Genomic DNA, 12,644 nt, shown 5'->3' on the forward strand with positions numbered 1-12,644 from the left:
CCCTCGATCTGCGGTCTCTGTGAAAGAGGCCGCAGCACCAGGCAGGCGTCACCCACCAACGTCAAGCCACATGCCCATCACAAAAATAAAATGAGGTGCTTCCGTGGAAATCTCCAAATCCCGCTGGTATGGCCAGCTGTATGTGCAAGTACTCATCGGCATCGTGATCGGTGCAGCAATCGGTTACTTCCTGCCAGATATCGGAGCCAAGCTCCAGCCCTTTGCCGATGGCTTCATCAAACTGATCAAAATGCTGTTGGCGCCGATTATTTTCGGTACGGTCGTTGTCGGTATCGCCAAGATGGGCAGCATCAAAGAAGTCGGACGGATTGGCGTAAAAGCGCTGATCTACTTCGAGATTCTTTCAACCATCGCCCTGGTCGTTGGCCTTATTGTGGTCAATATCGTAAAGCCTGGCGTCGGTATGAACATCAACGCCAGCGCGCTTGATGGAAGTGCCATCAGCAAATACAGCCAAGCTGCCAGTGAGCAAGGCGGCGCCATCGATTTCTTTCTCAATATCATCCCGCAAACCTTCATCGGCGCCTTCTCCAATGGCGTGATGCTTCAGATCATCCTGCTTTCGGTATTGATGGGTATAGCCCTGGTTCAAATGGGCGAAACCAGCAAGCCGTTGATCAACACCATTGATCTGTTCCTGCAAGGCTTGTTCAAGGTCGTTGCAATGGTCATGCGCCTGGCTCCGATTGGTGCCGGTGCCGGCATGGCTTTCACTATCGGCAAGTACGGGATTGGAACCTTGCTGTCACTCGGCCAATTGCTGGTCGCGCTCTACATCACGACCTTGATTTTCATCGTGGTCGTGCTGGGTTCGGTTGCTCGATGGTCGGGCATGCCGCTGATGCAATTTCTTCGTTATTTCAAAGATGAGATTCTCATCACGCTTGGCACCTGCTCAACCGAAGCCGTACTGCCGCGAATGATGGTGAAGCTTGAAAAGCTTGGCTGCAAAAAATCCGTCGTAGGCATGGTGTTGCCAACCGGGTACACCTTCAATGCGGACGGCACCTGCATCTATCTCACCATGGCCGCCATCTTTATCGCCCAGGCGACCAATACGCCGCTGACATTTGTGGACCAGATGATTCTGCTGGGCGTATTCCTGCTGACCTCAAAAGGCTCGGCTGGCGTGGCGGGCGCGGGCTTCGTAACGCTTGCCGCAACGCTCACAACCATCCACTCCATTCCTCTGGTCGGCCTCGTTTTGCTCTTGGGGATTGACCGGTTCCTGAACGAAGCGCGGGCGGTGACCAACTTGATCGGTAACGGCATTGGCACCATCGCCATTGCCAAGTGGGACAACTCGTTCGATGTCGAGGCCTGCGAGCGTGAAATCGCCGCCATGAAACACGACAAGGCAGCAAGAAAGGCATTGCTGGCGCAAAAGTAGTCCGCAAAGCGCCCCGGTCATGCCACGCCGAGTACGGCATGACCGGCCGCAGTGCAGCGGCAATATCGGGTGTTTCATTTGAAATGACGGCCCTGATAGCCGGTCTACTTCCCTCCGGTCACATCCAGGAAGGTACCCGTCACAAACGAAGCATCCGGTCCCGCCAACCAGAGAACGGCCCTCGCCACCTCCTCCGGCTGGCCTCCACGCCCCATCGGGATCGTTTCCTTCACCCGGTCGACTCTGCCCGGCTCTCCGCCACTGGCATGCATCTGGGTGTAGATATGCCCGGGGCGAACGCAGTTGACCCGAATACCCTCCCGAGCCACTTCCTTGGCATAGCCCGTCGTGAACGTTTCTACCGCTCCCTTGGACGCCGCATAGTCCACGTATTCATTCGGACTACCGAGTCGGGCCGACGCCGAGGAGATGTTGATGACGGTACCGCCACGCCCGCCATAACGATAGGCCATGCGCCGGGTAGCCTGCTGCGCGCAGAGCATCGGGCCCAACGTGTTGACCGCAAATATTCGCTGCATGCGCTCGAAGCCGAGATCCTCCAAGCGAGACTGCTGTGCCAGGATCGAAGCGTTGTTGACCAGCACATCGATTCGTCCGAAGCGCAGGTCAACGGTGGCGAACAGTTCGGCGATCTGTGCCGGATCGGCGTTATCGGCACGTACCGCCAAGGCACGGGCGCCCCTGGCCTCGACCTGTTCTGCCACCGCCAACGCCGACGCTTGATCGGCGATGTAGGTCAGCACGACGTCGTAACCTTGCTCAGCGGCCAGCATGGCAGTCGCCGCCCCGATCCCGCGCCCGCCTCCGGTGATCAGGATCACCGGCTTTTGCGAATCATCATTCATGATCAATCCTCACGGCTAAATGAAAACAAGCAACGTCAACCGATAACCAGCGTACCGAGGGCAATGACTGCGCAGGACAGCAGCTTGCGCAAGGTCAATGCTTCGCCAAGAAATGCATATCCGATCAAAGCGGCGAACATGACGCTGGTTTCCCGCAGGGCGGACACCGCCCCCATCGGTGCATGGGCCATGGCATAGATCACGACCCCATAGGCCAGCAATGAAACCAGCCCGCCAGCGGAGGCCACGGCGATACCTGGCCGCAAGGCAAAGAGGCTTTTGGCGTCTCGCAGTCCGATATAAACCACGGGCATCATCACGCCCCACAACAGGCACATCCAGGCGGTGTAGGCCAATGGCGCCCCGGAGAGGCGAACGCCGATGCCATCGACCACGCTGTAAGCGGCAATGAAACAACCGGTTCCCAATGCGTAGGGCAAGTCAGGCAACGCCCGCCGGCGCCCGGTATAGGCCAGCGAGATGATTCCAGTCGACACCAACGCAACGCCTAGCAGCCCACTCGGCGACACCCGCTCACCGGCGAACACCGAAGCGGCCAGGACAATCAGGATTGGAGAGACACCGCGGGCAATGGGATAGGTCTGGCCCAGGTCTCCAGACTTGTAACTGCGCACCAGGAACAGGTTGTAACCCACGTGCAACACCGCGGACAGTCCGACGCAGAACCAGCTTGCACGGGCGGGCGGAGGCAGTAGCGTCGCCACGATGAGGCTCGCCAGGGCTATCGCCATGCACATGATGGTCATCGACCACAAACGGTCGGCGCCTCCGCGCAGCATGGCATTCCAACTGGCGTGCAGCAGCGCGGCGAACAAGACGAGGCAGATGATGTATAGAGGCATGCATCATCCTAGACCGCTCAAGTCAGGCTATAAAAGCAAAGTCTCTTCATCCAGGCATGAATAAAACCTCACGCATAAGCGTGTTGCGCACCTACGGCCTGCGTGACCAGCCAACGACGAAAGCTGGCAATATGAGGTTGAGTCTCGATCCCTTTGGGGCAGACAAAGTAATACGCCAGAGGGGATGCGAACGGCAGTTCGAAAAGTCTTTCAAGACGGCCGTCATTGAGCTCGGCCTCAACATGCCCACTGCGTGCCAGCGCGATACCTTGTCCCAACAGCGCCGCCTCGATGGTCATATTGGTGTCCGCGTAGCGAATGCTTTCCTTCAAGGTCGTGACCTCGACGCCCATCTGGGCAAACCACTGCTCCCATTTCGGCACCAGCGCTGCACCATCGCGCGTCAGCAGCGGATAGCGCAGCAATTCGGCGGCCATTTGAGGCGTACCAAAGCGCGCAAGCAAAGCCGGGCTGGCGACAGGAAAAATCTGCTCGCGAAACAGAAACTCTGAAAACAGCGACGGGAAATGACCGCTGCCCAGGCGGATCGCAACGTCCGGGTCTGTCGTCGAGAAGTTAATGACACTATCGGTACTGTCCAGCGTCAGCAGAATTTCCGGATGTGCTTGCGCCAGGTCCGGCAGCCTGGGCAGCAACCACTTCAAGGCAAAGGAATAGGTCGTGCTGACGCTCAGCCGCTGCCTGCCGTTTTGCTCTCGCAAATCGGCCAGGGTGGCCTCGAGCTTCATGAAGAACTCCCGCACGATGGGTGCAAGCGCGGCTCCCGCCGAGGTCAGGTGCAGCGAGCTGCTGCGATGAAACAGCTGCAATCCCCAGAGCTGTTCCAAATGCTTGAGCTGGTGGCTCACTGCGCTCTGTGTGACATGCAGCTCCTCTGCTGCCGCAGTGAACGTGGCGTGCCGGGTAGCGGCTTCAAAGGCCCGCAGGCTCGAAGAAGGAGGGAGGTTTCTCATGATGTTCCCTACTATGAGTAAGCGCTCATGCTAGCGCCTTTGCATCGCTCGTTGTAGGCACGCTGTTCGCCGACCGCTAACTTGAATGCTACACGTCTCTCTTCTTCAGGCTTTCGGGGCTGCCAGCGCATAACCCATCCATCACCAGGTCCATCAATCTGGCAAGACGTGAGCGCCATTCGCTCTGGGAATCTACTTGCCATATTCCGGCAGTGGCTAGAAAAAAGTCGTCGTGGGTAACCCCGCCACGAATCGTTCCGGCCTTTTCATTAGCCCTCAAAAGCAACTCGGCCGCTGCCTGGACTGGCGCGTATCCCGACTTCCCTGGGAACTCGTAAGTAGAGGCTGCTTGCCGTATCGCGGCCGCAAGTCCCGACTTTGTCATTGCATATTCAACGAGGCAGTCCATCCACTCTCGGAGGGCCTCCTTAGGGGGTTTTGTGGCGAGCAGTTGTTCCGCCAACGAGGCCACTTGCTGCATCTCGAATTGGTAGACCTCGAATACCAGCTCCTCTCTGCTGGCGAAATGGCGATAAAACGTGCCCTGCCCCACGCCGGCTTTCTTCGCGATCGCACTCAGCGGGACCGCGGGATCGAGTGTCAGTTCTGCCACTGCGACCTTCAGAATTCGTTCTCGGTTTTTCCTGGCGTCAGAACGCATCGCCAATTCGTCATTCCTGGGCAAAGTTTTTTCCTTCGCTGCATTGCAAAGCGGACAATTGTCCGGTAGTTTTTTGTAAGTGGACATCTGTCCGCTTGAATACCCTTACCGGAGTTTACTATGAACAGCACAGGCAACACGATTCTGGTTACTGGCAGCACTTCAGGCATAGGCCTTGGCCTGGCGCTCAGGCTTCACAAGGCGGGAAACAACGTCATCATCGCGGGACGTCGCAAGGCGCTGCTCGACAAGATCATGTCGGAACATCCAGGTATTGAATCGGTATTGCTGGACGTCTGCGATCCACAATCCATACAGCGCACCAGCGAAGCGCTGGCGATCAGTCACCCGAATCTGAACGTGCTCATAAACAACGCTGGCATCATGCACTGGGAGGATCTTACCGATCCGCAAAACCTGAGCACCGCCGAAGACATCGTGACCACGAACTTGCTTGGCACGATTCGCATGGTCTACGCATTGACTCCCCAACTGATCAAGCAGCCCAGTGCAACGATCATCAATGTCAGCTCGGCTCTGGCATTCGTCCCGCTGCCTGCGACACCGACCTACAGCGCGACCAAAGCAGCCGTTCATTCGTTCACTCAAAGTCTTCGCGTGCAGCTGGAGGACTCGTCAGTCGAGGTTATCGAGCTTGCGCCACCGGGTGTGCGCACCACGTTGCTTGGGCAGGAAAATGACGAACACGCCATGCCTTTGGACGAGTTCTTGAATGAAATCTTCGAGCTACTCGAGAACACCCCGACCCCACGCGAACTTGTCGTCGAACGTGCCAAACCATTACGGTTTGCCGAAGCGAACGGTGCACATGATGAGGTATTGAACATGCTGGCGGGATACAAAGCACCGGCAGAATGATGTTAACCGTGTCGGCAGCACCTGCCTCGACGGCACCGCTTGTTTGAATAGCGCCTGAAGGAGATTCCTACTCAGTGTGGTTGATGTGTTGAGACATGTGCGCTAGCTTATCTAGCGCACTAGATAATAGCCGACTAGACAAATGCCAAAACAAGATGATTTCCAGAAACGCGAGGTAGGCCAGCAATTGTCTTTTGCTCTCTACAGCGCAGCGAACCGAATGGCGCGGCTGCATAAGCCGCTTTTGGAGCCGTTTGGCCTGACATTCCCCCAGTACCTTGTGATGCTGGAGCTTTTCACTGCTGAGCCTCGTGCCGTGGGAGATCTCGGTACAAAGCTCGGCATGGACACCGGCACCATCACGCCGCTTTTGAAGAGGCTGGAGCTGCTCGGCGTTGTGACTCGAACGCGTGACCGAACAGATGAGCGTCGCGTGCTCATCGCGCTCACTCGCGCAGGCGAGGCGCTTCGGCATGAGCTTTGGGGCGTTACTGAAAAGATTGAATCCGCCTGTCAGCTGACGCCTGGAGAATTGCTGGATCTTCGCGACACGCTCAATTCATTTGCACACCCAGCCAAACGGGTAACTGGATAGTTGTTGATATGCGAGGAGGTTATTGAAATGAAAATCGGAATTATTGGCGCAGGCAACATTGGGGCTACCCTTGCCCGTAAACTCGCTGCATGCGGCCACGAAGTTAAACTGGCAAACTCGAAGGCCCCTCAGAGCATTCAGAATCTTGCCAAAGGAATCGGTGTACAGGCGGTGACCAAGGAAGAGGCTGTGTCCGAGGTGGACGTTGTTATCCTCTCGATCCCCTTCGCTAAATACCCTGATCTCAAACAGACATTGAGTAATGCTCCCGAGAAAGTCGTCGTCATTGACACATCCAATTACTATCCCGGACGTGACGGGGCGATCAAAGAGGTTGACGACGGCAAACCCGAGAGTGTCTGGGTAAGCGAGCAAATTGGCCGTCCGGTCGTTAAGGCATGGAACGCCGTTCTCGCAGCGACGCTTGCCGACAAAGGCCAACCCGCCGGGTCTTTAGCACGCATCGCCTTGCCTGTAGCTGGGAATGACATCAAGGCTGAGGCAATCGCGCAGGATCTTGTCGAGGATACCGGCTTCACCGCGCTTGCCGCTGGTAGCCTCGAGAGCTCGTGGCATCAGCAACCAGGCACGCCTGCGTACTGCACGGAACTCACGTTGCCGGAGCTGAAATCGGCTTTATGTGCAGCTGATCAAATGAGAGCGCCTCGAAACCGGGACAGGCTTCTGGCCAAGTTCATGGCTCCCGGCAGTCAGTTCACACATGAGCAAATTGTCGCCATGAATCGTGCAATGACAGTCTGACGATCGGATCAGGGGGGACCTCGCCTAAAGTCCCGCCTAAATAAAAAGAGGGTCTAAGCGTTGTGACGATCCGAGGCGAAAGCAGGCTCAGCCATCGGCGCGTTTTGACTGACAGCAACCGGCTGTGGACTCAATCAGTCGACACGACAGATAGGCCCAATAGTACAGCGTTAGTATTGCTGTAAATGCTGGAGCTTTAAGCCTGGTCTATCGCTCTTGTTCGCCATCAGTGTCCGTTAGTGCTTAACGCGAAAAACAATCAAACCGGGGCTTTTAAGTCCACGCCCAATGCCTGGGCAAATGCCTTGACCAGGGGACTGCGCACAATGTTATGGCGCAGTATCAGACTGAACGGCGTGACGATGTTGAACAGGTCCGGGCGCACCGCGCGAAACTCTCCCCGCGCCACCATCGACGCGGCGTAATGCTGGGGCAGGAACCCCAGGAAACGCCCCGTCTTGATCAGCAGTGCAACGGCCTCCACCTGGGTTGCCGAGGCGGAAAAGCTGTCGTAGTGGGCAAATTTCAGTTTGTCGCGATGAATCGCGTAGCGATGGTTGATGCACTCGTAATCCTTGAGCACATTTTCCCCCATGTCCGCGTCCGCCATGGAGAACAGCGGGTGGCCGAGCGCGCAATAAACCTCCGAGCGCTCTTCATATAACGCGTAGTAATCAAACTCTTCGCGCTTCTGATAAATCGGCACAATTCCCGCCACCAATCGCCCCTCGACGACACCTCTTTCAACCTCATCAAGTTGCGTGGCCTGAAGTTGAAACCTGACCTTGGGCGACTGTTCATTTATACGCTTAAGCGCGGCAACTAACGGTGAATTATCGTCGGAGATTGTATTGTCGATAACCCCCACACCAAGATCGCCGACAAGTTCATTTTGCGCGAAACTAAGACGGTCGCGAAAGTTGTCGACCGAGGCAAATAAATCTATTGACGCCTGATACACCAGACGCCCTTCTTCTGTCAGGTGAAAGCCCTCTCGACCCCGCGTGCAAAGGCGCATGCCGATACGAATCTCCAGGTCGGAAATCTGTTTGCTGATGGCTGCCAGCCCCACATTCAGCTCATTTTGCGCAGCACTGAAGCCTCCTGCCTCGACCACGGCCTTGAACACTTTGAGCAGTTTGAAGTCCAGCCCACTGAGGGCTAACGGTGCCCGTTGCTGAGGTTTCGGCGGCGGGTTTCCGGAATTGGAAAGTGGGGTTTCCATAATGCTTATTTACCTCTGGCGCCCTATTCAACAATCTGTGTCCAACAACAAAAAAAATAGCTGGCCTAATAATAATGAACACAGAAAAGCAGGCTTGGCAACCGCCGATAAATCCCCGGTATCAGTGCCAAACCACTGATCTCGAAACATTAAAAGCTGACACTTCGATCAGCTCTCGCTCCGTTGCAACTGCCCCCTTGAAAACTGCTCTGGCCTGATTTCGCTCGCCTATTTTTCAGCGACGTTTCGGCCTGGATTACCCATTTCAGTTCGCGTTACCGACGAGGAAAACAACAATGTCCCAACCCACCGACCGTCTCTGGGGTGCTCGCTTCAAAAGCGGCCCTTCCGAAGCCTTGGCGGCCCTGTCCCGTTGCCCTGAACGCTACTTCCGACTGACCCCGTACGACCTGGCCGGCTCCAAGGCCCATGCCCGGGAATTGCAGCGCGCCGGGCTGCTGAGCGAGCAGGAAACCCTGACCATGCTCGACGCCCTGGAACGCATCGGCGCGGATTTTCGCGCTGGCAGCATCGCCCCGACCCTGGATGACGAAGACGTCCACACCTTCATCGAGCGCCTGCTGACCGAACGCCTCGGCGCCCTGGGTGGCAAGCTGCGTGCCGGTCGTTCGCGCAACGACCAGACCGCCAACGACCTGCGGCTGTTCCTGCGTGACCACGTGCGCACCCTGGCCGTTGAAGTGCTGGGTTTGCAGCAGGCATTGGTGGACCAGGCCGAACAACACATCGAGAGCATCTGCCCCGGCTTCACCCACCTGCAACAGGCACAACCGATCGTGTTTGCTCATCACCTGCTGGCCCACGCCCAGTCGATGCTGCGCGACGTGCAGCGCCTGGTGGACTGGGACGTGCGTACGTCACTGTCGCCACTGGGTGCGGCGGCCATGGCTGGCTCGGCTATCGCGCGTCTGCCTCAGCAATCGGCGAAGGAAATGGGCTACAGCGGTGTTTGCGAAAACTCCATCGACGCCGTGGCCAGCCGCGATCACGTCGCCGAGTTCCTGTTCATCGCCAGCATGCTCGGCATCAATATCTCGCGCCTGGCCGAAGAGTTTTGCCTGTGGTCGTCGCGGCAGTTCCGCTGGGTCGCGCTGGATGACGCCTACGCCACCGGCAGTTCGATCATGCCGCAGAAAAAGAATCCGGACATCGCCGAACTGGCACGGGGCAAGGCGGGACGCCTGATCGGCAACCTGACCGGCCTGCTGTCCACCCTCAAATCCTTGCCACTGTCCTACAACCGCGACTTGAGCGAAGACAAGAACGGCGTGCTCGACAGCGTCGACACCCTGCTGCTGGTGCTGCCGGCCATGGCCGGAATGGTTGCGACCATGAAGGTCAACGTCGAAGAACTGCGTCGCCAGGCACCGCTGGGCTTCACCCTCGCCACCGAAGTCGCCGATTGGCTGGCGGTGCGCGGCGTGCCGTTCAAGGAAGCTCACGAGATCACCGGTGCGTTGGTCCAGGCTTGCGAGAAACACGACATCGAATTGTGGGAAGCCTCCCCCGCGCTGCTGGCGGAAATCGACCCGCGCCTCACACCGCAAGTACGCGAAAGCCTGACCCTCGAAGCCGCCATCGCTGCCCGCAGCGGCTGGGGCGGGACCGCGCCACAACAGGTGCGCGAACAGATCGGCCGGCTGAAAACCGCCCTCGCCGCCCAGCAGCAATGGACCGAGGACTATCAGGGCTTCCGCCTCTGAAGCTGCACACAAAACCTGTGGGAGCGAGCTTGCTCGCGATTACGGTTTCACATTCAACATCAACGTGGACTGACCCACCGCTATCGCGAGCAAGCTCGCTCCCACAGCGATAGCGCCGAAACCGAGTATGGAGAACCAAACATGAGCCAGACACAGGCAGAACGACTCCAGGCGGAGCGCAAGCTGGCGGAAAACCAGTTCGACATCACCCAGTACGATCATGTGCCCCGGCGCTACTACGGGCGGATCTTCTTCGCCACGGTGATCGTCATCGCACTCATCGGCCTGGTGCGCGCCTTCGCCGAAGGCAAGATCGAATGGTCGTACATCGGCCAGTTCCTGACCTCCCAGGCGATCATGTGGGGCTTGCTCAATACCATCGTCATGGCGGTGCTGGCGATGGCGCTAGGGATCGTGTTCGGCGTGATCACCGCGATCATGCGCATGTCGGCCAACCCGATCCTGCGCTATGTGGCGCTGACCTACACCTGGCTGTTTCGCGGTACGCCGCTGATCCTGCAACTGCTGTTGTGGTTCAACCTGGCGCTGATCTTTCCCACTATCGGTATCCCGGGCCTTTTCGAAATGGACACCGTGAGCCTGATGAGCCCATTCGTGGCGGCCCTGCTTGGCTTGAGCATCAACCAGGGTGCCTACACCGCCGAAGTGGTGCGTGCCGGCCTGCTCTCGGTGGACACCGGGCAGTATGAAGCCGCCAAGTCGATCGGCATGCCGCGCCTGCAAGCGCTGCGTCGGATCATCCTGCCCCAGGCCATGCGCATCATCATTCCACCGGTGGGCAACGAGTTCATCGGCATGGTGAAAATGACCTCGCTGGCGAGCGTCATCCAGTACTCGGAACTGCTCTACAACGCCCAGAACATCTACTACGCCAACGCCCGCGTGATGGAGCTGCTGATCGTCGCCGGTATCTGGTACCTGGCCACCGTCACTGTCCTGTCCTTTGGTCAAAGCCGCCTGGAGCGTCGTTTCGCCCGCGGTGCCGGCAAGCGTTCTTGAGGAGCCCCACATGAGAAGCATCGTCAAGGCCGTGAGCCTGAATAAATATTACGACCAGTTCCACGCACTCAAGGACATCGACATCGAAGTCGAGCAAGGCGAAGTGCTGTGCATCATCGGCCCGTCCGGCTCGGGCAAGAGCACCTTGCTGCGCTGCGTCAACCAGCTGGAAAAAATCGACAAAGGCGGCCTGTGGGTCGACGGCGAACTGGTGGGTTACCGGATCGTCGGCAACAAGCTGCACGAACTCAACGAAACGCAGATCGCCCGCCAACGCCTGTCCACCGGCATGGTGTTCCAGCGTTTCAACCTGTTCCCGCACATGACCGTGCTGCAGAACATCATCGAAGGGCCGTGCCAGGTACTCAAGCGTTCACCCAAAGAGGCGAATGAAGAAGCCCTGGAGCTGCTCGCCCGCGTCGGCCTGGCTGACAAGCGCAACAGCTACCCGATCGAGCTTTCGGGTGGCCAGCAGCAACGCGTCGCCATTGCTCGCGCATTGGCCATGCGTCCCAAGCTGATGCTGTTCGATGAACCCACTTCGGCACTCGACCCGGAACTGGTCGGTGAGGTGCTGTCGGTGATGCGCGATCTGGCGCAGACCGGCATGACCATGATCGTCGTCACCCATGAACTTGGCTTCGCTCGCGAGGTTTCCAACCGCATGGTGTTCATGGACGGCGGGCAGATCGTGGAGGCTGGAAGCCCCGAAGAAATACTAATAAGTCCGCAAAACCCTCGCACCCAAAGCTTCATTTCTGCCGTTCGAACCTAAGCGCCCGTTGGCGCTCACAACACTCAAAAGAGAACGACCATGAAGAACTTCGTTATTCCAGCATTGCTCGCAGGCGTTATGGCATCCGGCTTCACCTTCGCCGCCGAGTTGCCGGCCAGCATCAAGGCCAAGGGCGAGATCGTCGTAGCGATCATGCCGAACTACCCGCCGATGGATTTCAAGGACCCGGCCACCAACACCCTCACCGGCCTGGACTACGACCTGGGCAATGCCCTGGCCGAACGCCTGGGCGTGAAGATCAAGTGGCAGGAAACCGGCTTCGAACAAATGATCAACGCCCTGACCACCGACCGCGTGGACATGGTGCTGTCGGGCATGACCGACACCGCCGAACGTCAGGCCAGCGTGACCTTCATCGACTACTTCACCAGCGGTCCGCAGTTCTACACCCTGCAGAAAAACAAGGACACCAACGAGATCGTCGACCTGTGCGGCAAGAAGGTCGGCACCAGTCGCCGCACCACCTTCCCGACGGAAATCGCCGAGTGGAGCAAGGCCAACTGTGAAGCCGCCGGCAAGCCTGCGATCAATGTGATCGGCACCGAAGGCTCGGCCGACGCCCGTGCGCAACTGCGCCAGAGCCGCATCGACGCGGCCATGCAGGGCAGCGAAACCCTGCCCTACCTCAAGACCCAGGAAAAGGACATGTACAAGACCGTCGGCCTGCCGATCTCCAAGCAGTTCAGCGGGATGGGTGTGAGCAAGAAAAAACCCGAACTCAGCGAAGCGGTGAAAGTTGCGCTGCAGAGCATGATCGATGACGGCAGCTACCAGGCGATCCTGAAGAAGTGGGACTTGGAACTGGGTGCGATCAAGACCGTGACCATCAACGCCGGGAAATAACCGCGCAGGCAACCTGAATCCAATG

The 12,644-nt window shown here is 58.0% G+C and carries 13 protein-coding genes; 8 read left to right on the forward strand and 5 right to left on the reverse strand.

Annotated elements, in window-relative coordinates:
- Positions 1–103: 103 nt before the first annotated feature.
- Positions 104–1,411, forward strand: coding sequence for a C4-dicarboxylate transporter DctA (dctA, locus tag AB4O22_RS14595; protein WP_027912405.1), 1,308 nt, complete (start codon positions 104–106; stop codon positions 1,409–1,411).
- 104 nt (positions 1,412–1,515) lie between these two features.
- Here the strand turns inward: dctA and AB4O22_RS14600 are convergent, their stop codons facing one another.
- The 4 genes from AB4O22_RS14600 to AB4O22_RS14615 all read right to left on the reverse strand — a co-directional run bounded on the left by AB4O22_RS14600 (position 1,516) and on the right by AB4O22_RS14615 (position 4,775).
- Positions 1,516–2,277 (reverse strand): SDR family oxidoreductase, encoded by a 762-nt coding sequence (locus AB4O22_RS14600; protein ID WP_460096587.1) that lies wholly within the window; start codon positions 2,275–2,277, stop codon positions 1,516–1,518.
- Between the two features lie 35 nt (positions 2,278–2,312).
- Complete coding sequence (locus tag AB4O22_RS14605) at positions 2,313–3,140, reverse strand: EamA family transporter (protein WP_460096589.1); 828 nt, start codon at positions 3,138–3,140, stop codon at positions 2,313–2,315.
- Positions 3,141–3,208: 68 nt separating this feature from the next.
- Positions 3,209–4,114, reverse strand: a complete 906-nt coding sequence (gcvA, locus tag AB4O22_RS14610; protein WP_460096590.1) for a transcriptional regulator GcvA — start codon at positions 4,112–4,114, stop codon at positions 3,209–3,211.
- Between the two features lie 88 nt (positions 4,115–4,202).
- Positions 4,203–4,775 carry a TetR/AcrR family transcriptional regulator gene (locus AB4O22_RS14615; protein ID WP_027912408.1) on the reverse strand — a complete coding sequence of 191 codons (573 nt, stop codon included), beginning with the start codon at positions 4,773–4,775 and terminating at the stop codon, positions 4,203–4,205.
- A gap of 120 nt (positions 4,776–4,895) precedes the next feature.
- On the opposite strand from AB4O22_RS14615, the gene AB4O22_RS14620 reads away from it, so the two are divergent.
- The 3 genes from AB4O22_RS14620 (at position 4,896) to AB4O22_RS14630 (ending at position 7,011) form a co-directional block, all read left to right on the forward strand.
- Positions 4,896–5,654 carry an SDR family oxidoreductase gene (locus AB4O22_RS14620; protein WP_027912409.1) on the forward strand — a complete coding sequence of 253 codons (759 nt, stop codon included), beginning with the start codon at positions 4,896–4,898 and terminating at the stop codon, positions 5,652–5,654.
- Positions 5,655–5,796: 142 nt separating this feature from the next.
- Entirely contained in the window at positions 5,797–6,249 is a 453-nt protein-coding gene (locus tag AB4O22_RS14625; protein WP_027912410.1) for a MarR family winged helix-turn-helix transcriptional regulator, read from the forward strand.
- 27 nt (positions 6,250–6,276) lie between these two features.
- Positions 6,277–7,011: an NADPH-dependent F420 reductase gene (locus AB4O22_RS14630; RefSeq protein ID WP_460096592.1), complete on the forward strand. Its 735-nt coding sequence runs from the start codon at positions 6,277–6,279 to the stop codon at positions 7,009–7,011.
- A 259-nt stretch (positions 7,012–7,270) separates the two neighbouring features.
- On the opposite strand, the gene AB4O22_RS14635 is transcribed toward AB4O22_RS14630, so the two are convergent.
- Positions 7,271–8,236, reverse strand: coding sequence for a LysR family transcriptional regulator (locus tag AB4O22_RS14635; protein WP_460096594.1), 966 nt, complete (start codon positions 8,234–8,236; stop codon positions 7,271–7,273).
- Between the two features lie 296 nt (positions 8,237–8,532).
- On the opposite strand from AB4O22_RS14635, the gene argH reads away from it, so the two are divergent.
- The 4 genes from argH (at position 8,533) to AB4O22_RS14655 (ending at position 12,619) form a co-directional block, all read left to right on the forward strand.
- The gene (argH, locus tag AB4O22_RS14640) at positions 8,533–9,960 is read left to right on the forward strand and encodes an argininosuccinate lyase (RefSeq protein ID WP_003200531.1); all 1,428 of its coding nucleotides are present in this window, start codon (positions 8,533–8,535) and stop codon (positions 9,958–9,960) included.
- 141 nt (positions 9,961–10,101) lie between these two features.
- On the forward strand, positions 10,102–10,980 hold the full coding sequence (locus AB4O22_RS14645; RefSeq protein ID WP_003200529.1) for an amino acid ABC transporter permease: 879 nt from the start codon (positions 10,102–10,104) through the stop codon (positions 10,978–10,980).
- 10 nt (positions 10,981–10,990) lie between these two features.
- On the forward strand, positions 10,991–11,755 hold the full coding sequence (locus AB4O22_RS14650) for an amino acid ABC transporter ATP-binding protein (protein WP_003200528.1): 765 nt from the start codon (positions 10,991–10,993) through the stop codon (positions 11,753–11,755).
- Positions 11,756–11,794: 39 nt separating this feature from the next.
- A complete protein-coding gene (locus AB4O22_RS14655) occupies positions 11,795–12,619 on the forward strand; it encodes an ABC transporter substrate-binding protein (RefSeq protein ID WP_003200526.1) in 825 nt (274 codons plus the stop codon).
- The last annotated feature ends 25 nt before the right edge of the window (positions 12,620–12,644 follow it).

It is taken from the genome of Pseudomonas sp. S3_B11 (assembly GCF_054667715.1).